At 46.2% G+C, this 23,946-nt stretch carries 29 protein-coding genes; 24 read left to right on the forward strand and 5 right to left on the reverse strand.

The features are described 5' to 3' along the window. Positions 1-13: 13 nt before the first annotated feature. From QMZ64_RS01815 to QMZ64_RS01860, 10 genes are all read left to right on the forward strand, one after another. Positions 14-493: a glutathione peroxidase gene (locus QMZ64_RS01815; protein WP_265626687.1), complete on the forward strand. Its 480-nt coding sequence runs from the start codon at positions 14-16 to the stop codon at positions 491-493. Further along, a complete protein-coding gene (locus QMZ64_RS01820; protein ID WP_265626690.1) occupies positions 481-1,152 on the forward strand; it encodes an HD domain-containing protein in 672 nt (223 codons plus the stop codon). Before QMZ64_RS01815 ends, QMZ64_RS01820 begins: the two co-directional genes overlap by 13 nt. Positions 1,153-1,182: 30 nt before the next feature. Continuing rightward, the gene (locus QMZ64_RS01825) at positions 1,183-2,319 is read left to right on the forward strand and encodes a conserved virulence factor C family protein (RefSeq protein ID WP_265626692.1); all 1,137 of its coding nucleotides are present in this window, start codon (positions 1,183-1,185) and stop codon (positions 2,317-2,319) included. 342 nt (positions 2,320-2,661) lie between these two features. After that, a complete protein-coding gene (ilvD, locus tag QMZ64_RS01830; protein WP_265626694.1) occupies positions 2,662-4,338 on the forward strand; it encodes a dihydroxy-acid dehydratase in 1,677 nt (558 codons plus the stop codon). 88 nt (positions 4,339-4,426) lie between these two features. Further along, positions 4,427-4,861 (forward strand): BrxA/BrxB family bacilliredoxin, encoded by a 435-nt coding sequence (locus QMZ64_RS01835; RefSeq protein ID WP_025811259.1) that lies wholly within the window; start codon positions 4,427-4,429, stop codon positions 4,859-4,861. Positions 4,862-4,897: 36 nt separating this feature from the next. After that, on the forward strand, positions 4,898-5,668 hold the full coding sequence (locus QMZ64_RS01840; RefSeq protein WP_265626697.1) for a class I SAM-dependent methyltransferase: 771 nt from the start codon (positions 4,898-4,900) through the stop codon (positions 5,666-5,668). Between the two features lie 270 nt (positions 5,669-5,938). Further along, positions 5,939-6,541 (forward strand): YpjP family protein, encoded by a 603-nt coding sequence (locus QMZ64_RS01845; RefSeq protein ID WP_265626699.1) that lies wholly within the window; start codon positions 5,939-5,941, stop codon positions 6,539-6,541. Between the two features lie 15 nt (positions 6,542-6,556). Beyond that, complete coding sequence (locus tag QMZ64_RS01850) at positions 6,557-7,105, forward strand: phosphatidylglycerophosphatase A family protein (protein WP_165427277.1); 549 nt, start codon at positions 6,557-6,559, stop codon at positions 7,103-7,105. A 359-nt stretch (positions 7,106-7,464) separates the two neighbouring features. Beyond that, positions 7,465-7,953 carry a dihydrofolate reductase gene (locus QMZ64_RS01855; RefSeq protein ID WP_075754175.1) on the forward strand — a complete coding sequence of 163 codons (489 nt, stop codon included), beginning with the start codon at positions 7,465-7,467 and terminating at the stop codon, positions 7,951-7,953. A 15-nt stretch (positions 7,954-7,968) separates the two neighbouring features. Beyond that, positions 7,969-8,592: a 1-acyl-sn-glycerol-3-phosphate acyltransferase gene (locus QMZ64_RS01860; protein WP_265626703.1), complete on the forward strand. Its 624-nt coding sequence runs from the start codon at positions 7,969-7,971 to the stop codon at positions 8,590-8,592. A 40-nt stretch (positions 8,593-8,632) separates the two neighbouring features. Here the strand turns inward: QMZ64_RS01860 and trhA are convergent, their stop codons facing one another. Both trhA and QMZ64_RS01870 read right to left on the reverse strand, forming a co-directional pair. Further along, positions 8,633-9,274, reverse strand: coding sequence for a PAQR family membrane homeostasis protein TrhA (trhA, locus tag QMZ64_RS01865; protein ID WP_065643827.1), 642 nt, complete (start codon positions 9,272-9,274; stop codon positions 8,633-8,635). Positions 9,275-9,289: 15 nt separating this feature from the next. Further along, on the reverse strand, positions 9,290-10,291 hold the full coding sequence (locus QMZ64_RS01870) for a sigma 54-interacting transcriptional regulator (protein ID WP_265626706.1): 1,002 nt from the start codon (positions 10,289-10,291) through the stop codon (positions 9,290-9,292). Positions 10,292-10,523: 232 nt separating this feature from the next. On the opposite strand from QMZ64_RS01870, the gene ilvA reads away from it, so the two are divergent. The 7 genes from ilvA to ypmT all read left to right on the forward strand — a co-directional run bounded on the left by ilvA (position 10,524) and on the right by ypmT (position 15,435). Continuing rightward, on the forward strand, positions 10,524-11,792 hold the full coding sequence (gene ilvA, locus QMZ64_RS01875; RefSeq protein WP_265626707.1) for a threonine ammonia-lyase IlvA: 1,269 nt from the start codon (positions 10,524-10,526) through the stop codon (positions 11,790-11,792). Positions 11,793-11,884: 92 nt separating this feature from the next. Further along, the gene (locus tag QMZ64_RS01880; protein WP_301441103.1) at positions 11,885-12,136 is read left to right on the forward strand and encodes a YpmP family protein; all 252 of its coding nucleotides are present in this window, start codon (positions 11,885-11,887) and stop codon (positions 12,134-12,136) included. Between the two features lie 148 nt (positions 12,137-12,284). Beyond that, positions 12,285-13,127: a DegV family protein gene (locus tag QMZ64_RS01885; RefSeq protein WP_065643831.1), complete on the forward strand. Its 843-nt coding sequence runs from the start codon at positions 12,285-12,287 to the stop codon at positions 13,125-13,127. Between the two features lie 8 nt (positions 13,128-13,135). Further along, on the forward strand, positions 13,136-13,726 hold the full coding sequence (locus QMZ64_RS01890) for an SCO family protein (protein WP_301441104.1): 591 nt from the start codon (positions 13,136-13,138) through the stop codon (positions 13,724-13,726). A 142-nt stretch (positions 13,727-13,868) separates the two neighbouring features. Next, on the forward strand, positions 13,869-14,621 hold the full coding sequence (locus QMZ64_RS01895; protein ID WP_265626714.1) for an SGNH/GDSL hydrolase family protein: 753 nt from the start codon (positions 13,869-13,871) through the stop codon (positions 14,619-14,621). Positions 14,622-14,630: 9 nt separating this feature from the next. Further along, positions 14,631-15,203 carry a YpmS family protein gene (locus QMZ64_RS01900; protein WP_265626716.1) on the forward strand — a complete coding sequence of 191 codons (573 nt, stop codon included), beginning with the start codon at positions 14,631-14,633 and terminating at the stop codon, positions 15,201-15,203. A 31-nt stretch (positions 15,204-15,234) separates the two neighbouring features. Beyond that, positions 15,235-15,435 carry a protein YpmT gene (gene ypmT / locus QMZ64_RS01905; RefSeq protein WP_020451868.1) on the forward strand — a complete coding sequence of 67 codons (201 nt, stop codon included), beginning with the start codon at positions 15,235-15,237 and terminating at the stop codon, positions 15,433-15,435. A 94-nt stretch (positions 15,436-15,529) separates the two neighbouring features. Here the strand turns inward: ypmT and QMZ64_RS01910 are convergent, their stop codons facing one another. Then, positions 15,530-16,234: a DUF4397 domain-containing protein gene (locus tag QMZ64_RS01910; RefSeq protein WP_265626719.1), complete on the reverse strand. Its 705-nt coding sequence runs from the start codon at positions 16,232-16,234 to the stop codon at positions 15,530-15,532. Positions 16,235-16,330: 96 nt separating this feature from the next. Between QMZ64_RS01910 and QMZ64_RS01915 the strand changes: the two genes are divergently transcribed. After that, positions 16,331-17,662 carry an MATE family efflux transporter gene (locus tag QMZ64_RS01915; RefSeq protein ID WP_243940954.1) on the forward strand — a complete coding sequence of 444 codons (1,332 nt, stop codon included), beginning with the start codon at positions 16,331-16,333 and terminating at the stop codon, positions 17,660-17,662. 133 nt (positions 17,663-17,795) lie between these two features. After that, a complete protein-coding gene (locus tag QMZ64_RS01920; RefSeq protein WP_301441105.1) occupies positions 17,796-18,884 on the forward strand; it encodes a diguanylate cyclase in 1,089 nt (362 codons plus the stop codon). Between the two features lie 49 nt (positions 18,885-18,933). Here QMZ64_RS01920 and QMZ64_RS01925 read toward each other — a convergent pair whose 3' ends face one another. Both QMZ64_RS01925 and QMZ64_RS01930 read right to left on the reverse strand, forming a co-directional pair. Beyond that, complete coding sequence (locus tag QMZ64_RS01925; RefSeq protein WP_065643838.1) at positions 18,934-19,185, reverse strand: DNA alkylation repair protein; 252 nt, start codon at positions 19,183-19,185, stop codon at positions 18,934-18,936. Between the two features lie 65 nt (positions 19,186-19,250). Further along, positions 19,251-19,685, reverse strand: coding sequence for a MarR family transcriptional regulator (locus tag QMZ64_RS01930; protein ID WP_020451863.1), 435 nt, complete (start codon positions 19,683-19,685; stop codon positions 19,251-19,253). Positions 19,686-20,041: 356 nt separating this feature from the next. Here QMZ64_RS01930 and msrA point away from each other — a divergent pair, with 356 nt between their 5' ends. The 5 genes from msrA to QMZ64_RS01955 all read left to right on the forward strand — a co-directional run bounded on the left by msrA (position 20,042) and on the right by QMZ64_RS01955 (position 23,797). Continuing rightward, positions 20,042-20,587 carry a peptide-methionine (S)-S-oxide reductase MsrA gene (gene msrA / locus QMZ64_RS01935; RefSeq protein ID WP_265626723.1) on the forward strand — a complete coding sequence of 182 codons (546 nt, stop codon included), beginning with the start codon at positions 20,042-20,044 and terminating at the stop codon, positions 20,585-20,587. Next, positions 20,574-21,014 carry a peptide-methionine (R)-S-oxide reductase MsrB gene (msrB, locus tag QMZ64_RS01940; protein WP_165427271.1) on the forward strand — a complete coding sequence of 147 codons (441 nt, stop codon included), beginning with the start codon at positions 20,574-20,576 and terminating at the stop codon, positions 21,012-21,014. The genes msrA and msrB overlap by 14 nt, the downstream gene beginning before the upstream one ends. A 435-nt stretch (positions 21,015-21,449) precedes the next feature. After that, a complete protein-coding gene (locus tag QMZ64_RS01945) occupies positions 21,450-22,220 on the forward strand; it encodes a GNAT family N-acetyltransferase (protein ID WP_265626725.1) in 771 nt (256 codons plus the stop codon). 80 nt (positions 22,221-22,300) lie between these two features. Further along, the gene (locus QMZ64_RS01950) at positions 22,301-22,429 is read left to right on the forward strand and encodes a YjcZ family sporulation protein (RefSeq protein WP_003182774.1); all 129 of its coding nucleotides are present in this window, start codon (positions 22,301-22,303) and stop codon (positions 22,427-22,429) included. 132 nt (positions 22,430-22,561) lie between these two features. Beyond that, entirely contained in the window at positions 22,562-23,797 is a 1,236-nt protein-coding gene (locus tag QMZ64_RS01955; RefSeq protein WP_265626727.1) for an MFS transporter, read from the forward strand. Positions 23,798-23,946: the final 149 nt, after the last annotated feature.

Here is a 23,946-nt window from a genome sequence, read left to right on the forward strand (position 1 = left end):
AGGAGGGACCGTCATGTCCATTTACGATATCAGCGTCAAGACGATTCAAGGCGAGGACACGACACTGCGGCCGTATAAAGGCAAAGTGCTTCTCATCGTCAACACGGCCTCAAAGTGCGGCTTTACACCTCAATATCAACAGCTTCAAGACTTGTATGAAACATATAAAGACCGGGGGCTTGAGGTTCTTGGCTTTCCCAGCAACCAATTCATGAATCAGGAGCCTGGCGATGAAAAAAGCATAGAAGAATTTTGCAGCGTAAACTACGGTGTCACGTTTCCGATGTTTTCGAAGGTGAATGTAAAAGGAGATCAAATCCACCCGCTGTTCCGCCACTTGACGAACAAGGCGAAGGGCATGCTTGGAACAAAAGCGGTCAAATGGAATTTCACAAAATTTCTCGTTGATCGAACCGGGGAGAACGTCGAGCGTTTTTCACCGCAAACCAATCCAAAGGAGATGGAGGAGGCCATTCAGAAATGGCTCGGCTGAATCAGGAACAAACAGAACAGATCCGCTTGATGTCCGAATGGGTAAGAAAAAAGCTCGCAGCCGAAGGCACAGGACACGACTGGCTGCATATTGAAAGGGTTCGGAACATAAGCCTTCAGATTGCAAAAGAAGAGGGTGCAGACCTGTTTATGACCGAAGCTTGCGCACTTCTCCACGATGTGATTGATGTAAAGCTTGCCGATGAACACCGGGTTCCGCTTCATGAGCTGAAAAGGCGCCTGTCAGAAGACTGGAAGGTCGATCCGGAAACGGTTGACGGGATTCTTGCCATCATCACAAGAATTTCATTCAGAGACAGAGAAAAATATAAAGACGAACCCCTTTCAAAAGAAGGTATGGCAGTTCAGGATGCCGATCGGCTTGATGCGATCGGCGCCGTCGGGATCGCCAGGGCTTTGATGTATGCGGGGGCAAAGGGCCATCTCCTCTATGGGAGCGCCAATGCCCCTACTGCTGTCGGCCACTTTTACGAGAAGCTTCTCCTTTTAAAAGATTTGATGAATACAAAGACGGGACGGATGCTCGCGGAAAAAAGGCATCAGCTGATGCTCGAATTTCTCGGCGAACTGGAAAATGAATGCGCCTTCTCCGGAGAAAGCCGCCTTGATAGATCAGGGCCGGGGGTTATGGTAGAATAAGACCGGATCTTTTAACAGAGGGGGACAATGATGAAAATTAAATCGATAGAACCGACACCGAGCCCGAATACAATGAAGGTGATTTTGACCGAAGAACTGCCGGGCGGAAAAAGCAATAATTATAAAAAGGACCATGCGGAAGGCGCGCCTCCCGTCATCCAAGAGGTTTTAAACATAGACGGAGTAAAAGGCGTCTACCATGTGGCCGATTTTATCGCTGTCGAGCGCAATGCGAGATTTGACTGGAAAGACATCCTTCCTGCTGTGCGCGCTGCCTTCGGAATGGACGAAGCCAAAGAGGCGGGGGGCCGTTCCGAAGAAAAAGAATCGTTCGGCGAGGTTAAAGTCTTCGTGCAAATGTTCAGCGGGATACCGATGCAGGTGAAATTGACCGACGGCGAGCGCGAGGAGCGCTTCGGTCTCCCGGAACGTTTCCAGGAAGCGATCCTGAAGCTTAAAACCGCGTCTTCCAACGTCGTGCTCGAACGGTCATGGAAAGAGCAAGGCGTCAGATTCGGCGATTTTTCAGAAATCGGCCGTGAAGTAACGGAAGAGCTTGAGGCGGCTTACGATGAGGAGCGCCTGCGGAAGCTGACGGAATCAGCCGCATCAAGCGATGCTGAGGATAAACGCGCGGCTGTGCAGCGAAAGTCTTACCGGGTTACGCTTGAAATGATGGATGAGGAAGATTGGCAAAAACGCTATGCCCATCTAGAACAAATGGACCCGGATGAAAAGGACATTCCAGTACTCGAAAAAGCGCTCAAGGACCCGAAAACATCGATCAGAAGGCTTGCTGTCGTTTATTTGGGCATGATCGAATCGCCTGCGGTGCTTCCTCTTTTATATCAAGCGCTCGAAGACAAAACGATCACGGTCAGAAGAACAGCCGGTGATTGTCTGTCAGACATCGGAAACCCGGAAGCGATTCCGGCAATGATCAAATCGCTCAAGGACCCGAGCAAGCTTGTGCGCTGGAGAGCCGCCATGTTTCTGTACGAAGTCGGCGATGAGCGCGCGCTTCCCGCTTTAAAAGAAGCTGAAAACGATCCCGAATTTGAAGTCAGCCTTCAAGTCAAAATGGCGATCGAACGGATCGAATACGGTGAAGAAGCGAAAGGCTCCGTATGGAAGCAAATGACGGAAAGCCGCAAAAAAGACGGCTGACAAGGACGCTGGAAACAGCGTCTTTTTTTTTTATGCTTCAAGCCCTCCGCTCCGAAGCTGCGATCCGGGAATTTTGAAAAAAGTCACGCGTCTTGTTATAAAATATCACTTTTTCTATAAAAATATTTCGAATATTGTTGAAAAACACGCTGAAAATATATATAGTAGTTAGCAATCATATGGAATGTGGAGGTTCTGATTCATGGGGAATGATTTACAGATGAAGATCAAAACAGCCGTCATCTTGCGGATCAGTCCGGCAAGCGGTTAACAGACAGTTTTTTAAAACTGAATATTCAGAAAATATAGAATGTAAATACGAAGATGTTTAGGAGGATCACGATGACAGGTTTACGCAGTGACATGATTACAAAAGGGATCGACAGAGCACCGCACCGCAGTTTGTTGCGAGCGGCTGGGGTAAAAGAAGAGGACTTCGGCAAACCGTTTATTGCCGTTTGCAACTCATACATCGATATCGTACCGGGTCATGTCCATTTGCAGGAGTTTGGAAAAATCGTCAAAGAGGCGATCAGAGAGGCCGGCGGTGTTCCGTTTGAATTTAATACAATCGGGGTCGACGACGGAATTGCGATGGGGCACATCGGAATGAGATATTCTCTTCCGAGCCGCGAAATCATCGCCGATTCAGTGGAAACGGTTGTATCAGCGCACTGGTTTGACGGAATGGTGTGTATTCCAAACTGCGATAAAATCACGCCGGGCATGATCATGGCAGCAATGCGGATCAATATTCCGACCGTGTTTGTCAGCGGGGGACCGATGGAAGCGGGAAGAACGAGCGACGGACGGAAAATCTCGCTTTCCTCTGTATTTGAAGGCGTTGGCGCTTATCAATCAGGCAAGATCGATGAGAAAGGGCTTGAGGAGCTTGAACAGTTTGGCTGTCCGACATGCGGATCATGCTCGGGCATGTTCACGGCCAACTCGATGAACTGCCTTTCTGAAGCTCTTGGCATCGCCATGCCGGGCAACGGCACCATTTTGGCGACATCGCCCGACCGCAGGGAATTTGCCAAACAGTCGGCCCGCCAGCTGATGGAGCTGATCAAGTCGGATATCAAACCGCGCGACATCGTGACCGAAAAAGCGATCGACAACGCGTTCGCTTTAGACATGGCGCTCGGCGGATCAACGAATACGATCCTCCACACGCTTGCGATCGCCAATGAAGCGGGGGTAGACTACTCGCTTGAACGGATCAATGAGGTAGCGGCAAGGGTTCCGCATTTATCAAAGCTTGCGCCGGCTTCCGATGTGTTTATTGAAGATTTGCATGAAGCTGGAGGCGTATCAGCAGTCTTAAACGAGCTGTCGAAAAAAGAAGGCGCGCTTCACTTGGATACGCTGACCGTAACGGGAAAAACGCTTGGCGAAAATATTGCCGGTCGCGAAGTGACGGATTACGAGGTCATTCATCCGATCGATCAGCCGTTTTCAGAGCAAGGCGGACTTGCCGTCCTGTTCGGCAACCTGGCGCCTGACGGTGCGATCATTAAAACCGGCGGCGTCCAAGACGGGATTACCCGCCATGAAGGACCTGCGGTTGTCTTTGACTCACAGGAAGTAGCGCTTGACGGTATCATCAACCGTAAAGTAAAAGCGGGAGATGTCGTCATCATCCGCTATGAAGGTCCTAAAGGCGGACCGGGAATGCCTGAAATGCTTGCACCGACTTCGCAGATCGTCGGAATGGGCCTCGGTCCGAAAGTCGCCTTAATTACCGACGGCCGCTTTTCCGGAGCCTCCCGCGGTCTTTCGATCGGCCACGTTTCGCCAGAAGCAGCCGAAGGCGGCCCGCTTGCTTTCGTAGAAAACGGCGACCATATCATTGTCGATATCGAAAAGCGGATTTTAAACATCGAAATCTCAGATGAAGAATGGGAAAAAAGAAAAGCAAACTGGCCCGGATTTGAACCGAAAGTGAAAACAGGCTATCTCGCCCGGTATTCAAAGCTGGTGACATCTGCCAATACCGGAGGCATTATGAAAATCTAGCGGTTTTTTCGCCCGGTGTTTGAAATTCAGCCCCCGCTGTAGTATCCTTGACATCAGTAGTCAAGGTTTATAGAGGGGGCTTTTTAATATGTCAACAGCTTATGAAGAATACATGCGCCAGCTCGTTCTTCCGATGCGTCAGGAATTGGTGCAGGCCGGCTTTAAAGAATTATCGACTGCGGAAGAAGTTGAGACTTTCATGGAAGGTGCAGAAGGCACGACTTTCGTCGTCGTCAATTCAGTCTGCGGATGCGCCGCCGGACTGGCGAGACCGGCAGCCGTTCAGGCCGTCTCCGGAAGCGAAAACGGGCCTGACGAGACCGTTACAGTTTTTGCCGGACAGGACCGCGAAGCAACGGCAAAAATGCGGGAATACTTCGAAGGATATGAACCGTCTTCACCTTCAATGGCACTGCTGAAAGGCAAAGAAGTCGTTCATTTCATTCCGCGTGAACAGATTGAAGGCCGTGAAATGACGGAGATTATGAAAAACATCACGGACGCTTTTGAAAAACATTGCTAAAATGCCCTTTGAAGGGCATTTTTTACGGAGAAAAACATGATTGTCACAACAAGCTACAGACCGACTGAAAGCACGGTTTTAACGGCAGAAAAAATCAGCCGGACGCTCGGCGCCCGCTTTTCCGAACGGAGAAAACGGCCGATTCGCCAAATCCGGCAGACAGAGCAGGACGATGTTCTCGTGGTTGGAAAAGAGCGCTTTGAGCTGTATCATTCAGAAGGCGAAAAATTCTTTTTTCACCCGAACTCTGCGATGTTCCGGGCGAAGCGCATGTTAAGGGGCGAACCGGATCCTTTTGTCGAAGCTGCACAAGTTGAACCGGGAGACAAGCTGCTCGATTGTACGCTCGGCCTTGGATCAGACGCGATCATTGCGAGCCTTGCCGCAGGCGAACAAGGCGAAGTGCGCGGAATTGAAAAAAGCCCGCTTCTTGCCTTTCTTGTCGAGGCGGGGCTTCAATCGTGGGAGACGGGCCTTGACGCTTTAGATCAGGCGATGAAAAGGATTCGGGTTCATTCCGGCGACAGCATTGATTATCTGCTGGAACTTGGTGATGATTCAGCAGATATCGTCTACTTCGACCCGATGTTTGATGATGGAATCAAAGAATCAGACGGCATCGCCCCTTTAAGAAAGTGGGCGCATTCCGAGTTTACGCTTGACGGTGCTTTACATGAAGCTCTTCGGGTCGCCAGAAAAAGAGTGGTCCTGAAAGACCACTGGAAAAGTCCGCGCTTTGAAAAATACGGATTTTCCGTAAAAAAACGAAAAACAGCCCTGTTTCATTACGGTGTCCTCGAAAAATGAAATCCCAAGGTATATACCTTGGGATTTTTTAATCTGCGATTTCCATGACGATAAAATAAGCGAGGGTAATGAATGAAGCGGCTATAAAAAGACCTTCAACCATGAACGACCACTCCCAGCTTTGAATTTTCATCTTTAATTGTAAACGTTTTATCGGCAAAAGAAAAGGCGTTTTGTTTTTCTGCACTGCCACTTTATGAATGACTGAAAATTCAACCTATGATAGAATAAGAGAAAATGAGAAAGCGATCAGAAGGGGACTAATCAGTCATGAAGATGTGGATGAGAAAAGCGCTTGTCGCATTATTTACAATTGCAACATTCGGCCTTGTATCTCCTCCTGCGGCATTAATGGCGGACAAGCTGCAGGAGCATCAGAGCGTGAAAGAATCCGGGTATACAGCTGTTTATCAAAAGCAGGAAGAGCACGAACTTGAAGGAGACAGCGAATCCAAATCTTCATTTGACACTTACAAGGACGAACTGCTCAATGAAGCGGAAGATCTGTCATTTGTAAAATTCGGCAGCAGGATATCGCCGGTCATTGAAGACGAGTACAGGGAAGAAGTGCTTCCAAAGGTTGAGGAGATCATCGTCAGCCATCTCATGACAATGCAGGACAATGACGCTTACCAGGATCTCGTCATTTCCAAAACGCCGACGGCGGGGAAGTCGGAAAGAATCTTCCACGTTTACAACCGGAAAACGGGGGAAGATGTGCTGAGGTTCCATGTGCGCAGGGACAAGCCGCCGCATAAAGGGTACTGGTTTAACTTTCATTATCATACTGCCGAAGACGGCTTTCAAAAACATCACGATCTCGGAAGCATTTACTGGGACCGCAATACACCGCCTAACTGGATGAGCCACTAAAGGAGATTGATGCAGATGAAGAAGTATACGATGAATGAAATGGTGCACATAACGAAAAATATGCTGAATGAGCGCGGGGTTACGATTGAGGATATCGCGCTGATCGTACAAAAGCTGCAGGAAAAATATCATCCTGATCTGTCGCTTGAAGTATGCGTTGAGAATGTCGAAAAGGTCTTAAACAAAAGGGAAATCGTTCATGCCGTGTTAACGGGGATAGCGCTTGACCAGCTTGCCGAGAAAAAGCTATTGCCTGAACCGCTTCAATATTTGGTCGAAACGGATGAACCTCTTTACGGGATCGACGAGATTATTCCGCTTTCCATCGTCAACGTCTACGGTTCGATCGGCTTGACGAACTTCGGCTATCTGGATAAAGAAAAGTTCGGCATCATTAAAGAACTGGACGACTGTCCGGACGATGAGGTTCACACGTTCCTTGATGATATCGTCGCTGCCTTGGCGGCTGCTGCTGCAAGTCGAATTGCCCATTCGCATCAGGATCTTGAGGATGAAGTGCAGGAAGAGAGAACAGACGGACAGAGCGTTGCGAAAAGCCGCTGAAAGACCCGGCCGTCCCCGCCATCAGGCGGGGACTTTTTAATGCCGCATATTTTACGCCTTTTCTCGAAAAATATCTTGTTTTCGAAAGGTTAAACAAGATACACTACAAAAGGATGAAAAAAATGAAACATCATGCGGATATATGCCGTCATATGTTAGAGAACCGGAATTGAACAAAACGGGGAATGACACCAATGCATTCGGGCGGCCTGATCAGAATGAAAACCTCGAAGAAAGGTTTCCTCTCATCACAGCTTTAACCTCCATCTTCATGCATCATGTTCACAGATGATCACACAAAGAGATGAGCATCATCCGGATTTATTTCGCTACAAACATCATAAGGGGGCTTTAAATTAATGATTTCATTGATTACCGCCATGGACAGAAACCGCCTGATCGGCAAAGATAATGATCTGCCATGGCATCTGCCGCAGGATTTGAAGTATTTTAAAGAGGTGACGAAAGGACACGCCGTGATCATGGGGAGAAAGACATTTGAATCCATCGGCAGACCTTTGCCTCACCGTGAGAACATCATCGTTACATCCAATAAAGAACTGGATATCCCGAATTGTCAGGTGATGCACTCGGCAGAGGAAGCGGTGCGGTTTGCGAAAAATAAAAATGAAGAATGTTTTGTCATCGGCGGTTCAACACTGTACGCGGAGATTCTGCCTTTTGCGGACAAGCTGTATGTGACAAAAATCGATGAAACCTTTGAAGGAGACCGGTATTTTCCTGAATTCAGCGAAGCCGAATGGGAAATCGTTTCGAGGCGGAAAGGCCTGAAAGATGACAAAAATCCTTATGACTACGAATTCCTCGTTTATCAAAGAAAAGGATAGAGGAGAGGATTTTTCATGTTTCGCTATTGTTTTTTATGGGTTTATTCAGCCTATATGTTCATCAAGCATATCAAGCTCCTGCAGGCCCTGCAGACACTTGATCCGCGCCTTTCGTATGCCAATCAGATGGAAGCTGTTTTTGATAAGCCGAAAGCTTTTTTGCGGGGGTGCATCGGCTTAACCGGTTCGACCGTTTCCATCCATCAGAACGGAAGATCCCCGGCGGGGCCCGCCCTTTACGTGCATCCAAAGCTCGGCCTGTCAGAGCTCGCCGTTCTGCTCGGACACCTTGATAAAACGGCTTCGTTTTTTGCTGATCCGCGCGCCTTTCGTTATCCGCTGCTCAGCGGCTGGCTCAATAAAATGGCCGCGGTCAAAAAAAGCGCCGACAAGGAAGCATCACTTGAAAAAGTGGAAGAGCTCGTCAGGAAAGGCCAAAGCTTTATTCTGTCTGAAGATGACGGGCTCGATTACAAATCTTTATCCAAAAGGCTCGGCATTCCGATTGTTGCAGTCGAAACAGCCGGTACGGAAGACATGAAGAAAGGCAAGTTGTTCAAGAGGCTGAGACCTGCTGATATCGACTTGACGATCCACCCGGCATACGTCCTGACCGAAAACAAACAGCTTCGGGCATAAAAAAACCAGGCTCCCATAAAGGAAGCCTGGTTTTCGCCGTTTATGATACAAACGGCACCTTTGCCACGTAGAAAAGCACGCAGAAAAACATGGAGGCGCTGCCGCCGAGTACGAAAGTGTGCCAAATCGCATGATGATACGGGATCTTTCTCCATAAATAAAAGATCGTTCCGACGGAATACAATATTCCCCCTAAGAGCAGCAGGGCGAATCCTTCTCCGGTCAAGGCCGTATAAAGCGGCTTGATCGCAATAATCGCCATCCAGCCCATCACAAGATACACCAGCGTGCTGACCACGATAAATCGTTTCACAAAAAAGATTTTAAATACAACTCCGCCAATCGCAAGTCCCCAGACGACTGCAAGCATTGTATAGCCGAGCGCGCCTTTCAAAGGTCCGAGAAGCAGCGGTGTGTATGTACCCGCAATCAGTACGTAGATGGCTGAGTGATCGATGATCTCAAGAATATCTTTCGTTTTTTTGTGCTGAATGCTGTGCAGAAGGGTCGAACTTAAATACAGGAACAGCATGGAAGCGCCGAAAATCGAAAAGCTGACAACATCCACCGGACTTCCGTAGCGGATCGCAAATATCACCAAAAATACGATGGCGGGTATGGAGAGGAGAACGCCGAGTCCATGGGTTATTGCATTCGCAATTTCTTCTTTAATCGTGTACATACCAAGACACCCTTTCTAATCTTGAATAATGTGATGCTTTAAAGAGCTTAAAAAGCGGAGGCCTTCAAGCGTGATTTTTGTCCCGGCTCTTCCGCGGCCCTTTGTAATAAACTCTCTTTTTTCCAAATAATCCAATCTGCTGCGCACTTGCTGGGGGGTAAGCTCCGACTTCCCGTTTTTGCTCAGTTCAGACAGAACCCTGCGGCTGGCAGGCTCTCCTTTTTCATTTAATTGTTTGACTGCATCGAGCAAAAACGCAAACTCCTCTTTTTCCATTAAAGTCAGTGATGTTGAAGCCGTTTTTTTATCTTTTGGCTTCTTCTTTTCGATTTGTTCTCTTAACGCCGGCGGAGTGTCGTAAAGCTGAATCGTTTTCCTGTCTGAGACGGTTTTCATATAATCCGTCATGTTTTTGAGTTCTCTGACGTTCCCCTCAAACTCATGCTGCTCTAAAGCCTTCCAAACGACCGGTTCGACATATATGTCATGATCCCCGCTTTTTACAAAATGATGCACGAGAAGGGGGATGTCGCTTCGCCGTTCAGCAAGGGGTGGAAGCGGAAGGTCGAGCACATTGAGCCTGTAGTACAAATCCTTGCGGAATTCGCTGTTTTCAATCCGTTCACCGAGCGGCACGCTTGAGGTGGCGATCAGTCTTTTTGGCATCCCTTTTTCAATCGCTGCCAAAAGCTTGCCCTGAAGAGGCAAGGAAAGCCCCCACACTTCGTCGAGAAACAAGGTTCCGGATTCATTCATCTCTGAAAGAAAAAAGTCTTCAGCCGCTTCATCTTCATTCAGCGTGCTGCAGCTTACGTGTGTGAAGGGATCATGCTTGAAAGATGATCCGGAATGAATGGCTTTGGCGAACAGCTCTTTGCCTGTGCCTGTTTCTCCATGAATCAGGATCGGATGGGAAGAGGCTGCAAATTGTATCGCTCTGTTTTTCGTTTGCAAAAAGGAATCGCATTCCCCGATCAGTTCGGAGAACCCTACGGACGGATACGTGTGTTTAATCATGGCGGATCTCCTTTTGGTTCTAATTGGTTCTATTATAACACCCAATTAGAACAAATAAAGAGTTTTTTGAAAAAAAGTGTATTTGGCTGCACATTAACAATCGAAAAGAACGCCGTATATATTGAGAAGATGTATAATATTCTGTAAATAACAAAGAATTGCCCTTTAAATTTTGAATATTCATGATATAATGGCGTATTAAATAAAGCTTTATACAGAAAGGATCTTATACATGAAACCGTTGCTTAAAGAAAACTCTCTCATCCAAGTCAAAGACATTTTAAAAGCCCATCAAAATGTAAAAGATGTTGTCATTCATACCCCCCTCCAAAAAAATGAGAGGCTCTCCGAGAGGTACGATTGCAACGTATATTTAAAAAGAGAAGACCTGCAGGTTGTCCGCTCTTTTAAACTGAGAGGCGCCTATTATAAAATGAAGCAGCTTTCCAAAGAAACGACGAAAAACGGGATTGTCTGCGCCAGTGCAGGAAACCATGCGCAGGGGGTCGCTTTTTCCTGTAAACATCTCGGTATTCACGGAAAGATTTTTATGCCGTCGACGACTCCGAGGCAGAAAATTTCTCAAGTCGAATTGTTCGGCAAGGAATACGTCGAGATCATCCTGACTGGCGACACGTTCGATGATGCGTATCAAAGCGCAGTCGCCTGCTGCGAGGAAGAAAAACGGGCATTTATCCACCCGTTTGACGATCCTGCCGTCATGGCCGGCCAGGGAACGGTTGCGGTCGAAATCTTAAACGATATCGAAACAGAACCCCATTATTTATTCGCAAGCGTAGGCGGAGGCGGCCTGCTTTCAGGAGTGGGAACCTACATGAAAAACGTGTCCCCGGATACAAAGCTGATCGCGGTCGAGCCCAAAGGCGCGCCGGCTCTATTTGAATCAAACAAAAAAGGCGAAGTCGTCACCCTCGAGAAAATCGATAAATTTGTAGACGGAGCCGCCGTGCAAAAAATCGGCGAGGAGACATTTAAAACGCTTGAAACCGTTGTAGATGATATTTTGCTCGTTCCCGAAGGAAAGGTATGCACCGCGATTCTTGAGCTGTACAACCAATGTGCGATTGTCGCCGAGCCTGCGGGAGCGCTGCCGATCGCCGCTTTAGACCTTTACAGGGAAGAAATTAAAGGGAAAAATGTCGTTTGCATTGTGAGCGGAGGAAACAACGACATCGGCAGAATGCAGGAAATCAAAGACAGATCGATGATGTATGAAGGACTCCAGCATTATTTCATCGTGAACTTCCCGCAAAGGGCGGGAGCTTTGCGCGAATTTTTGGATGAAGTGCTCGGGCCGACCGATGATATCACCCGGTTTGAATATACGAAGAAAAATAATAAAAGCAGCGGCCCTGCGCTCGTCGGCATCGAATTGAAGCAGCGCGAAGACTACGAGCCGCTGATTGCGAGAATGGACCGGAAAGGCTTCCGCTATGTCGAAGTGAATAAAGATGAAGGGCTCTTTCATTTGCTGATTTAAGAAATTTTTTTGAAAACGCGCATAAATCACAGACAACGGCTCCTGAGATTATGTATAATAAAGAAAATATCTCATAAATGAGGATTGATAGCTTGTTACTTAAAAGCCTGGAGTTCAAACGTTCGGATGGACAGAAGGTGAAGGTGACGGAAATACCCGTGCTGAAGAAGGACGACCCGCATTTTTTTATGGCCAGTCTGAGGCTCGAAATCTTTTTAAAGAAGCTCTATTGCTCAAAGCGGAAAAAAAACGTCTACTCCTTTAGGGACTACTTAAAGAGAGCATTGAAATGGCAGGATTACCTCGCCATTTATCAAGAGGAAGAATTGAAGCATAATGCATAAGAATTGATAGCATTCTTTGCCGGCCCATGAAGACAGCCAAATCCGCTTGGAAAAGGGCGGGAGACGGCATTCGGCCGGCAAAGAATTTTTCATGCCGATTTGGCTCACTAGGAAATTCACCATTTGAACCGACAGGATGTGAAGGGAATTGCCAAGCATTAAAATTGTAACGGACTCAACAGCTGACTTGAGCGAAGAACTGCTCAGAGAATATCATATTTCCGTTCTCCCGCTTTCGATATCAATCGACGGCATTGTTTACAGAGACAGGTTCGATATTCAGCCGGACGAATTTATTGAGAAAATGGAGAGCGCCGCAGAACTCCCGAAAAGTTCACAGCCGCCTTTAGGCGCTTTTATCGAACTGTATGAAGAGCTGACCGCTGACGGAAGCGAAGTGATCAGCATCCATCTCTCAAGCCAATTGAGCGGGACATACCAGACGGCTGTAAGCGCTTCAAATATGGTCGACGGGAACATTACGGTGATTGATTCCATGTATATTTCAAAAGGGCTCGGCTTTCAGGTCTTGCGGGCCGCCTTGCTGGCCGAAGAGGGCATGACGGCCGAAGCGATTGTAAAAGACCTGGAGAACTTGCGCGACCGGACATCCCTCTATGTGACAATTGATCATTTTGATAACTTGATCAAAGGCGGCCGCATTGGGCGAGGAAAAGCGCTGATCGGCTCATTGCTCAAGGTTAAGCCGATCGCGAGGCTCGAGGACGGAATCTATACGCCTGAAAAAAATGTCCGGAGCAGCAGTCAGCTTATCCGTTATTTGACTGGTCAATTTCTTTCCGCGGTGAAGGGAAGGACGGTGCAGGCGATTGGAATCGCCCATGCCGATGCACTTGACCTCGCCCATAGGCTGAAAGACTCTTTGCTTGAACATATCCCGGGAATCGATATTGATATTGCGTACACAACGCCGATTATCTCTGTTCATACCGGAAAAGGAGCGATCGGTTTTACCTTTTACACCGATTGAAAAAGGGGATGGAAGGATTGAAAAACGTTTTCGGCATTTTCCTTGCAGGTATTCTCACAGTGTTTCTTTCGTCCTGCGGAACTAGCAAGATTGAAAATTCTTTAAACTATGACGTACAATCTTTTTCTTTTCAAAATCACGACGGGAAAACCGTGTCTCTTGAAAGTTTAAAAGGCCAGGTGTGGGTGGCAGACTTTATATTTACGAACTGTAAAACGATCTGCCCGCCGATGACTTCACATATGGCTGAACTGCAAAAACAAATGGAAGAGGAAAACCTGCAGGCCCGCATCGTCTCATTCAGCGTTGACCCCGAAAATGATACACCCGAAAAATTGAAGAAATTTGCGGCCAACTATCCGCTCAATTTTCAAAACTGGGATTTTTTAACCGGATACTCGCAGGAGGAAATCGAAAAATTTGCGCTGAAAAGCTTTAAAGCAATCGTGAAAAAACCTGAAGATGAGGATCAGGTGATTCACCAATCGTCATTTTATCTAGTCGATCAAAACGGCAAAGTCGTCAAGGATTATGACGGTGCAAAAGATACGCCGTACGATGAAATCATCGCCGATATTAAGACGCTGGAAAACCGTTGAAAAAACGGGCGGCCTGCCGCTAAAAGCCTGTTTCCTGACCACCGGAAAACAGGCTTTTTTTTACACCTGCCAAATCATTTTCAAAAGAATCAAAACATGGTACACTTTTTTTTAGGTTATCTAGAAGGAAGGGGCATCATCATTGAACATACGGTTTATAACAGCCATGATGGCCCTCGTCTGTCTGCTTTCAGCCTGTACGGAATGGAATGCGGGCGTTGAAAAAACATCGGTCTCCCCTAAGCGCGATATCGTGATTGCAGCAGTGGGCGATTCTCTGACAGAGGGGGTAGGCGATCAAGAAAAGAAAGGCTATGTCGGCATGGTGGCCGACGAGCTTGAAAGCCGGAGCGATGTGAAGTCCGTAACGGTCAAAAATTATGCCGTTAAAGGCTCCCGGACCGATCAGCTGCTTGAAAGATTAAAAGAAAAAGAAGTACAAGAGGGCCTGAAAGATGCAGACTACATTTTATTTACAATCGGGGGCAACGACCTGATGAAAGTCGTCCGCCAAAACTTCGCGCACTTAACGCTCCCACCTTTCCGCGCTGAACAAAAACTGTTTGAAAAGCGGTTTTCGAATATTTTAGCGGAAATCAGAGAGCAAAACGCCAGCGCTGAATTGATTTATGTCAGCATGTATAATCCATTTAAGTTTACGCTGTCTGAACTGAGGGAAATTGACCAAGTCGTAGACGAATGGAATGAAGGCGCAGAAAAAAGCCTGAAAAAGGTCTCCAATACGAAAATGGCGGATATCGCTGATATTTTTGAGGAAAACAGCGATGAAAAGAAGATTGCAAAAGATGAGTTTCATCCTAATCAATACGGGTATTCTTTAATAGCGAAACGCGTTTACGAACAAATTAAAAACGAAGACCCCTCAGCAGAATAAGGTGAAAAAATGAAGAAATGGAAGAGTTTATTTTTAATTTTAGCAGCAGTCAACGTCATCATACTTGCCGGGATTTTCATTCTCGTATTCATGCCCGGCGGTCAAAAGGAACCGTCGCGGCCGACTCCGAGCGAATACCAATTGAACGTGACGAGCACGAAAGAGTCATTGGCCGCATTCATCAACACGTATTTGGAAAAGGAGTCTTCGTCGGATCTTGACTATCAAATCGAAATCGATGACGAATTCCACATCGTCGGTGCGATCCGCGCCTTTTCCTCGACAGTTGATGCGAAGGTGTCCTTTCGGCCGACAGTGGAAAAAAACGGAGATGTGGTTCTTGACGTGACGAGATTTTCGATCGGCAAGTTAAATGTTCCGATATCGATGGTGCTGAACTACATGGATCAATTTTATGATCTTCCTGATTTTGTCCACGTTCGTTCGGACGCTAAAGAAATTCAAGTCCGTCTGTCAGAGATGCCGCTTAAAAACGGAATGTATGTGAAAGCAAAAGACATTGATTTAGAAAAAGATCAAATCGAATTTGTTTATTATCAGCCTGCACAAACAGATTCATAGATCGTGCAGCGGGATTTACAGGGGTGAACATATGGAACGTATCTACACATATTTCAGCTTGCTGTCTATGTTGTTTTCGCTGTACTTCGGCGGTCTCGCCGCCTTCAGTTTCATCGATGAAAACATGGACAAGATGTATTTGAACATCGGGTATTGTGCGTTGTTTTTAAGCATTATGATCTTTACCCTAGATGCTAAAAAACATAAAAAAACTGACCATCACAATCAATAATTGCCGGCAAAATCCTAAAACATGAGACCGTTTTAGGATTTTGTTGTCCATGCTTCAGCAGACTGTAAAAGAGACATCAGGTCTCTTTTTTTCGCTATGAAGGCGGAGCTTTGGCAGGAAACGGCGCAGCTTTTATGGTGAGAGAAGGAGAGCCGTTGACGAAACCAAGGCCATACAACGTTGCGGATTCCCCGGCGTGAAGCGTGATTTTCGGGACCTTCAGCAAGACCGCTGTTGAACCGGCGGCCTTTAACTCCATGTCGATTTTCTGTGAACGCACCTCGATGTACCTGGTGACCGTTTGAAAGGGGACACCGGAAAACAGGACAGGTCCGTTTTGCACTGCAAAGTCAAGAGCCGGAGAATCCGGCGATAAATGGACGCATCGGATGCTGCGGCTTTCCGGATCAGCCGCAGGCCGGTCATACATTCCAACGGGAACGAGCTTTGCGGCTGTGCCTGTAACGGCAACCGTGCAGTACCCGCCGTGGATCAGGTGATACTGTACCGTCAGCATCGGACCGTGCGTCCTGCCTCTTTGGAAAACATCGATTTGAATACGGCCGGCAGGAAACCGGACATAAGAAGATAAATCTGTATAGGAGACGTTTTGAAAAACGGATATTCCGTTTACGAATACGTCGAGATTGTCGGTGTGAGGAGCCGCGTGGAGCAGTCTGATCATCGCTGCTTTTCCGCTGTCACGAAAATAAAAGGGCGCCTCTGCAGGCGGAAGATGGCAGCAGTTCCACCGAAAACCTTCCGCCATTTGACGGGCATCATGATCTGTAGAGAACATCTTGTCACGCCCCTTTGCATGCTTTCTGACATCATATGAGGCTCTGAAGCCATCGGTCACATCGCGATCAAGATGACAGATGAAAAGGAGTAAACAATGAAAACGGATTTTACATACGGAAATGTGTTTAAACAGCTGGTCTTTTTTTCCGGCCCGATCATTTTAGCCAATCTTTTGCAGATTTCATTTCAATTCGTTGACAGCTTGTGGGTCGGAAATCTGCTCGGAGCAAAAGCTCTCGGTGCTGCGGCCGTCTCAGGGACGGTTTTCTTTACGGTGTTATCGTTCGTATTAGGCGTCAACAATGCGGCACTGACGATTCTTGCGCAGCAAAAAGGAAAAGGGGATAAGAAGGGACTTGCTTCATATGTCAACGCGTTTGTCGTTCTGATGACGGCGATGAGCGTATTGCTCGGGGTTATCGGCTATTTTTTCACAGAGCCTCTGCTTTCGCTTCTTCAAACGCCCGGCAATATGATGGATTTGGCTGTAAGCTATTTGAGCATTCATTTTATCGGGATTATATTTTTATTCGGCTATAATTTCATCAGTACCGTGTTAAGAGCGGTCGGCGACAGTCAAACACCTTTGCGTTTCGTCCTCTTGGCCGTCATCCTGAATCTGTTTATGGATCCGCTGTTTATCTCGGTATTCAACCTCGGAATTTCCGGAGCAGCCTATGCAACCGTCGTTTCCCAAGGGATTGCTTTCGTTTACGGTGTGGTCTATACGGTGAGAAAGCGGCTTGTTCCATTTTCAAAGCCGGCGCTTCCGTCGCTGGAAGAGACGTCCGTCATTTTGAAGCTCGGAGTGCCTGCCGGCTTGCAAATGATGGTGATTTCAGGCGGCTCGATGGCGATTATGAGCGTTGTCAATTCATTTGGAGAACGTGTCGTGTCAGGGTTTGGCGCGGTACAGCGGCTTGACAGCCTGCTAATTCTCCCGGCGATGGCCATCGGCACGGCTGTCAACAGTATGGCTGGCCAAACCGTCGGCAGCGGCGATATGGAGCGTACGAAAAAAATCGCTCATGACGGCGTCATTTATGTCCTGCTATTTATGGCTGCTGTCAGCACCGCGATATTTCTGACAGGCTATCATGCGGTCAGGCTGTTTATTTCGGAAGCCGATTCAGCCGGATTCGGGGAAGAGTATTTAAGAACGATTGCTTTTTTCTATCCGTTTATCGGGATTAACTTTGTGTTAAACGGTGTTGTAAGGGCAGCCGGCGCGATGGTTCAAATTTTGGTGCTGAACGTGATTTCTTTTTGGGCTTTGCGCTATCCGTTTACATACTTATTTTCAAAGTGGCTTGGCGAAAACGGCATAGCGCTTGGCATCGGAATGAGCTTTATGCTGAGCAGCCTGACCGCGTTTTTATATTACCGCTACGGGAAGTGGAAGCACCTTGTTTTATTTGAAAAATGAAAGCAAGCTTCTGCGGCAAGCCCCGGAAGCGCCTCCCGCCGGGCATCTGAAGCAAACAAACAAAAATACTTTTAACGTCTTAATAATTGACGATATATACAATATAAAATGAGTTTGGTGTTGGGGGCTTGTCATGTTTTTAATCGATTTATTTTTGAATTTGTGCATTTTAATCACTTCGCTCTTTATTTACACTCAGCTAAAGTGGAATATTTTTTCCCGAAAAGCGACTAATAAACAACTTGATTGGATTGACGGCGTCATGGGAGGGTTGCTCGGAAATGTGCTCATGTTCTTTTCGATCCAGGCAACCGATGAAACGATCGTTGATTTGCGTTATGTTCCCGTCATGATTTTGTTTTTATTTACGGGCGCCTTTCCGGCCTTTATTTGTTCTCTGCTGATTATAGGAGGAAGATTTGTTTACGGGGGAAATACATCATCGATTACGGCGCTCACAGGAATGATCGTTATATTCATAGGATATTATCTCATCCTCCGGGTCATGGATAAAGACGCTGACACTTATCGAAAGACATTTGCTTTAGTCATTTTTGCCAATGTGGCGATTTCAATTGTGATCTTGATGCTCCTCCATGATTTCCATTTAGTGAAAATTTTATTGATATGGTTCTGGATTTTATCTACTATCGGCGGATTTACATCAGTATACGTCGTCTCATATTTGAAAAAATCTCATTTTCTGTTAAAAAAATATGAAGAGGAATCGTCGCTTGATTATTTAACGGGATTGAATAATGTCCGCCATTTTGATGCAATATGGAATGCTCAAATTTCAAACGCAATGGAGAAGAACGAGAAACTGTCTTTGCTTATGATCGATATCGATTATTTCAAAACGATTAATGATACATACGGACATTCAAACGGAGACGTGATTTTAAAAGAACTGGGAACGATTTTAAAAAAGACAACACGTGCGGAAGATATCGTATCAAGAAACGGCGGAGAAGAGTTTTCGGTCATATTGCCGAACAGTTCCCATTCGCAGGCCGCAGAGATCGCTGAAAGGATACGCAAGGAAGTGGAGACACACACTTTTTCAATTTCTCATTCTAAAAAGATTCATATTACCGTTTCGATAGGGGTTGCAGCATTTCCGGAGGTCAATCGCAGTACGGACGAGTTGATTGAAAAAGCCGACCAATGTTTGTACAAGGCTAAACACCTTGGGAGAAACCGGGTGTGCACATCACTTTGAGCTGAACGAAAAAGGATAGATGAAACGATGTTCATCTATCCTGTCTTTGTTAGGTACGTTTATCGAATTCGGCAAGTTTGATAAAAGTCTTTTCATCTTCAATTAATCCGCACGCGCCGCACTGCACTTTTATGGCAGGGCCGCTGTACGGCAGGTGAAATGGAGAAAGCTCTTCATCTGAATACGTTTCCATGATCTCCCCTGTTGCAGGATCAATCTTGACGGATATCGGGGATTGTTCGATTAAGTTAAACCGTGTTCGGTTTGTTTTGCAGTTAGGACAAAGATAAGGAGCTGTCATAAGTCAGTACACCTCTTTTTTTAATTTAAGGTGCACAGATTCGGGCCAATTTATGTAAAACCCGATTAGCGCTGTTCCCGTTTTTTGTCCAATTTGCTGAACAGTTCAATCAGCGTTTTCAGCTCTTCATCACTGAAGCTGCTGAACCGCTTGAAATAATATTCCGTTTTCTTTTCTTCAAAATATCTGATAATTTCTTTTCCCGCGTCTGTCAGATGGATTTTGATGATCCGTCTGTCTTCTTTTGACCGGACTCTCGTGATCCAGCCTTTTTCAACCAACGCATCGGTTACAGCTGTGATATGGCTCGCAGAAACGCCTAAAATCGTTGCAAACTCCGTGACTTTCTTCGGACCTTGCTCGCTCAGCAGGCGGAGAATCATGAATTCATTGCGGGACATCTCTTTTTCGAGCAGCTCATTTATTTCATCACGTATCTGTTTAAATACTGTGCGAAGCAGTGCTTCCATATCATACATCATTTGTTCTCTTACTTTCAAAATTTCGCCCCTCCATATAAGTAGCAAATTTCAGCTTTTTTTAAAAAGGAATGACCGAATCAGCATGAATATTATTTTTCATGAACATGATATCACTATGATACCATAATTTTCGTTTTTCAAGTGTATGTTTCAGAAGATTTTTAGTTCATTTGACCATCAATTGAACAACGGTCCATGACAATGATAGATGAATACTGCTGTTTCTTAAAATATGGTGATGGCAATGACATATTATTGTCATTTTTTCTTTTTAGGCAGCGGCTGATTTTATGATGAGCGGGAGAGGGCTTAAAAATGAGCATGCTGTGATATAATGGTTCCCAACAAAAGTTGAAGAGAAGGAGGCAGAACAGATGGCTGAAAAACGAGAACTCGCCACATTTGCCGGAGGCTGCTTTTGGTGTATGGTTAAGCCTTTTGACGAACAGCCGGGCATTATAAAAGTCGAATCCGGCTATACTGGCGGTCATACGGAAAATCCGACCTATGAAGAGGTTTGCAGCAATACAACGGGACATAGGGAAGCGGTGCAAATCACGTTTGATCCCGATGTGTTTTCATACGAAAAACTGCTGGAACTCTACTGGCAGCAAATCGATCCTACTGACAGCGGAGGACAATTCGCAGACCGAGGCGAGTCTTATCGGACAGCGATTTTTTACCACAATAATAAGCAGCGGAAACTCGCTGAGGAATCGAAGAAAAAGCTTGAAGAAAGCGGCATCTTTAAAGATCCGGTCGCGACCGACATTCTGGAAGCCGGGCCATTTTATCCGGCTGAAGAATATCATCAGGACTATCATAAAAAGCATCCTGCACGCTACACACAGTACCGGATCGGAAGCGGAAGAGAAGGATTTTTACAACAGCATTGGGGGCGAAAGCATGACGAACAATAAAGAAGAACGGCTGAAACAGCTGACCCGGATGCAGTATGAAGTGACGCAGAAAAACGGGACGGAGCCTCCATTCCAAAACGAATACTGGGATCTGCGCGAAGACGGAATCTATGTCGATATCGTGTCGGGAAAACCGCTGTTTTCATCGCTTGACAAATTTGACGCACACTGCGGCTGGCCAAGCTTCACAAAACCGGTCGATACCGGGGAGATCGAAGAAAAACTTGACACTTCACACGGCATGGTTCGGACTGAAGTGAGAAGCAAATCTGCCGATTCCCATCTTGGACACGTGTTTCCGGACGGGCCCGGACCGGACGGCCTGCGCTATTGCATCAATTCAGCAGCCCTCCGGTTTGTGCCGAAGGATGACCTTGAAAAAGAAGGGTACGGCGAATATGTCAAGCTGTTTGAACGTGAAAAATAGGTCTTAAAGGCGCTTGTCGTGCATCTTAGTATAATAAATAACCAATGGTTTGCCCTCTTTGCTCTCCCAAAGCAAAGAGGGCTTTTTCATCTCCGAATTTAGAATTGTATACTCCGAACTAAAAAGTCGAATAGTTTCTATTGATAAAGTAAAGCGGCATGAAGACTGCCGCGAGGATACCCAGCATACAATAAAAATTTGAAACATGTTACGAAAAATCCGTTAACATCCCAAGAAAGACAAACAAGGAAAAATGTTAATTTAAAGCGGTTTATGAACTTCCATATCATGTGGAAGAAACTCGTCTATGAAAGAATGTGAAAGGAATCCGGAGTAGATAATCCTTTCTTTCAAAGAGTCATCTTTTTAGAGGATTTTCTGCTCTGAAAGCGAAAAACATAATGATAGAACATCTTGAGAAAAGAGGCAGCCGTTGTGACATCCATTTCAATCACAGAAGATCGTTATTTAATGCTGACATGCAGCAAAAAAATTGAGCCGCATTATCATATATACACAGATGACCAGATCCCGCAAATGTTTTCATCTCATTTTCTGCAGCTGCAGGACGAATTTCCGCTGACAGAGCTGTACTCCCTGCTCGTTCGGGTACCCGAAATTTTAAAACGAAATTATGTTCATGTGAAAAGCTCTTTTAACCGCGATCTCCCTTTTACGATGAAAAAGTCGCTCTTTGACCTTGGATATATTCTTGATGAAGAATTGTTTTATTCCATCAGGCTTGCAGATTGGAAAGAAGATTCCCCTGGTGTGCTGGCAGAATGGGGGACGAAGAAATCGCTCATTGACGGCTGTCGCATCATGCAGGCTTATGATTCGTTGTCGATCAATGAAACGTTTGCGAAGGAAAAGCTGCTGCGCAAATATCCTTTTTACGAGGAAGGCATCATTCAGCTGTGTGTCTGCTACTCGGAAGAAGGTGAACCGATTGGATGTGCCGAGCTTTATCTCGATCAGGATGAAAACGTTGCTAAAATCGAAGAAGTCGCCATTTTGGAGCCTTACCAGCGGAAAGGCTATGGATCGGGCCTTATCAAGCAGATGCTCGCCGCTGCCAAACAATCTGGCATGGAATCGTGCTATCTTGTGACTTCGGGAAGCGATCAGGTGAAAACGTTTTATGAAAAGCTGGGTTTTCAGCAGGAGGAAAAGCTCACAACGATATTTAAATATTTGTTCGAATAAAGTAGGCAGGTGCACATACCAATTGGGACTTGGCCTGCATAGGCTGGGGTGTAGACTTTATACGAAAGGATGATAAGCCTGTGCATTACTCCCATTATTGCTGTCCTACTGGAGGATACGGCTACGGGTTTCACGGCAGAAACACATTTGTGCTCATCGTTGTCCTCTTTATTTTGCTCATCATTGTTGGTGCGGCTTTCATTTGCTAGCTAAAAGCCCAACGCCCGGTCGCTTGACATGCTCACAAAGCCTTCCATCCGGAAGGTTTTTTGTTGTAAATTTTTACATATATATGTAAAATGATTACGATATGGAAATATCGGACAAACGGGGGAGTAACTTTGAAATATGCTTGGGTCATAAAAGGGGACTTTTTCAGACTGTGGTCTGGAACATTTTTATCGCTCTTTAGTTCGGTTTTTTTCTATTATTCATTGGTATGGTGGTCTCTATCTGAAACCGGAAGCGCCCTTTCGGGAAGCGTCGTGATCGGCATCGGGCTGACTGTCTCAATTTTGATATCGCCGTTTACAGGCTGGCTTTCCGACAGGTTTCACAGGGGGAAATTGATTGCGGCTTCAGATATGATCATTTCAACTGTATTTTTAATAATCGGATTTTTGTCGCTGTCAGGCATGAGTTCAGTGATGTTACTGGCGGTTGCAAGGGTGATTGTATCGGCATGTTTAACCGCAATCGAACCTGCTGCAAGATCGCTCTTGCCGGATACACTGAGAAAAGAACAAATTGAAAAAGGAATCGCATTTCAAGAAGTGATCACACAGCTCATCCAAGTGATCGTTCCGCTTGTCACAGGGGTTCTGTTTTCCTTTCTGCATTTCGGCTGGTTATGGGTGCTGTGCGGAAGCCTCTCCTTCCTGTCCATCTTTTTGGAGTGGAGAATCAAAGATAAAAGGGGCAGCCAAAAGCGTATTCCTTTTACAAACAAACAGTTGTTCAGCGGTTTTACAAGCTTGTTTCAAAATAAGCCGCTCAAGTATTTGTTGTATGGGACGAGCATACAGCAGCTTGTATTCAGCGGTTTTCCAATATATATCGTCATTTGGACTTCGCTATTATTAAAAGATCAGGCTTGGCTGGGCGGCGCTTTTCAATCATTTTGGGCGTGCGGGACACTGTCTGCGGCGCTTTTCTTGTCCTTTATCGCAAAACCGGAGCACGCAAAAGCAGCTGTGCCCGCTTTAATGCTGATTTTCGGCCTGCTTTTGTCGCCTCTCGGCTGGATTAATCATGTCGTGCTCGGCGCCGCAATTTTGATCGTCATTGGAATGATCAGCGGCGTAGTCAACATCTATATTGAAGGTTACTTGCAAAGGGTAACGGAAGGTGAAAACAGAGGCAGGTCGCTGGGCTCTTTTTTTGCGGTCAACAGCTCTTTTATGCCGCTCGGCTATGCGGCCGCGGGGATGTTGTCGGATGCCGTCAGTCCCGAATATTTATTTCTCATCGTCGCACTGCCCGCGCCGTTTGCTGCGTTTTCGATGATGAGATCATTTTATTTATGGGAAAAACAGACGAAGGAAACAGTTGCTTTGCAGGACAAAACGTCAATGTGAATAAGCGCGCCTGGAAAAATAAAAGGACATGTCCTTTTATTTTTTTTTGTTTACAACTAACGGCGATCGCTCCGAAATCAACCATTTCCGCTTGAAAAGAGAATGCCGCCTTTTCCCCATTCATATAATGTAAAGAAAAACCTCTCATT

Source organism: Bacillus sp. LB7 (assembly GCF_030449715.1).
Taxonomy (GTDB): domain Bacteria; phylum Bacillota; class Bacilli; order Bacillales; family Bacillaceae; genus Bacillus; species Bacillus paralicheniformis.

Excerpts from the sequence above, each read along its gene's own strand:
- QMZ64_RS01860 (WP_265626703.1), top strand. The coding sequence starts at position 7,969 with ATGTTTCGCTATTGTTTTTTATGGGTTTATTCAGCCTATATGTTCATC.
- QMZ64_RS01920 (WP_301441105.1), top strand. The coding sequence starts at position 17,796 with ATGTTTTTAATCGATTTATTTTTGAATTTGTGCATTTTAATCACTTCG.
- QMZ64_RS01925 (WP_065643838.1), bottom strand. The coding sequence starts at position 19,185 with ATGACAGCTCCTTATCTTTGTCCTAACTGCAAAACAAACCGAACACGG.
- QMZ64_RS01850 (WP_165427277.1), top strand. The coding sequence starts at position 6,557 with ATGAAGAAGTATACGATGAATGAAATGGTGCACATAACGAAAAATATG.
- QMZ64_RS01815 (WP_265626687.1), top strand. The coding sequence starts at position 14 with ATGTCCATTTACGATATCAGCGTCAAGACGATTCAAGGCGAGGACACG.
- QMZ64_RS01900 (WP_265626716.1), top strand. The coding sequence starts at position 14,631 with ATGAAGAAATGGAAGAGTTTATTTTTAATTTTAGCAGCAGTCAACGTC.
- QMZ64_RS01845 (WP_265626699.1), top strand. The coding sequence starts at position 5,939 with ATGAAGATGTGGATGAGAAAAGCGCTTGTCGCATTATTTACAATTGCA.
- msrB (WP_165427271.1), top strand. The coding sequence starts at position 20,574 with ATGACGAACAATAAAGAAGAACGGCTGAAACAGCTGACCCGGATGCAG.
- QMZ64_RS01870 (WP_265626706.1), bottom strand. The coding sequence starts at position 10,291 with ATGATTAAACACACGTATCCGTCCGTAGGGTTCTCCGAACTGATCGGG.
- ilvD (WP_265626694.1), top strand. The coding sequence starts at position 2,662 with ATGACAGGTTTACGCAGTGACATGATTACAAAAGGGATCGACAGAGCA.
- QMZ64_RS01915 (WP_243940954.1), top strand. The coding sequence starts at position 16,331 with ATGAAAACGGATTTTACATACGGAAATGTGTTTAAACAGCTGGTCTTT.
- QMZ64_RS01910 (WP_265626719.1), bottom strand. The coding sequence starts at position 16,234 with ATGTTCTCTACAGATCATGATGCCCGTCAAATGGCGGAAGGTTTTCGG.
- QMZ64_RS01840 (WP_265626697.1), top strand. The coding sequence starts at position 4,898 with ATGATTGTCACAACAAGCTACAGACCGACTGAAAGCACGGTTTTAACG.
- QMZ64_RS01835 (WP_025811259.1), top strand. The coding sequence starts at position 4,427 with ATGTCAACAGCTTATGAAGAATACATGCGCCAGCTCGTTCTTCCGATG.
- QMZ64_RS01890 (WP_301441104.1), top strand. The coding sequence starts at position 13,136 with ATGGAAGGATTGAAAAACGTTTTCGGCATTTTCCTTGCAGGTATTCTC.
- QMZ64_RS01855 (WP_075754175.1), top strand. The coding sequence starts at position 7,465 with ATGATTTCATTGATTACCGCCATGGACAGAAACCGCCTGATCGGCAAA.
- QMZ64_RS01820 (WP_265626690.1), top strand. The coding sequence starts at position 481 with ATGGCTCGGCTGAATCAGGAACAAACAGAACAGATCCGCTTGATGTCC.
- ilvA (WP_265626707.1), top strand. The coding sequence starts at position 10,524 with ATGAAACCGTTGCTTAAAGAAAACTCTCTCATCCAAGTCAAAGACATT.
- ypmT (WP_020451868.1), top strand. The coding sequence starts at position 15,235 with ATGGAACGTATCTACACATATTTCAGCTTGCTGTCTATGTTGTTTTCG.
- trhA (WP_065643827.1), bottom strand. The coding sequence starts at position 9,274 with ATGTACACGATTAAAGAAGAAATTGCGAATGCAATAACCCATGGACTC.
- QMZ64_RS01825 (WP_265626692.1), top strand. The coding sequence starts at position 1,183 with ATGAAAATTAAATCGATAGAACCGACACCGAGCCCGAATACAATGAAG.
- msrA (WP_265626723.1), top strand. The coding sequence starts at position 20,042 with ATGGCTGAAAAACGAGAACTCGCCACATTTGCCGGAGGCTGCTTTTGG.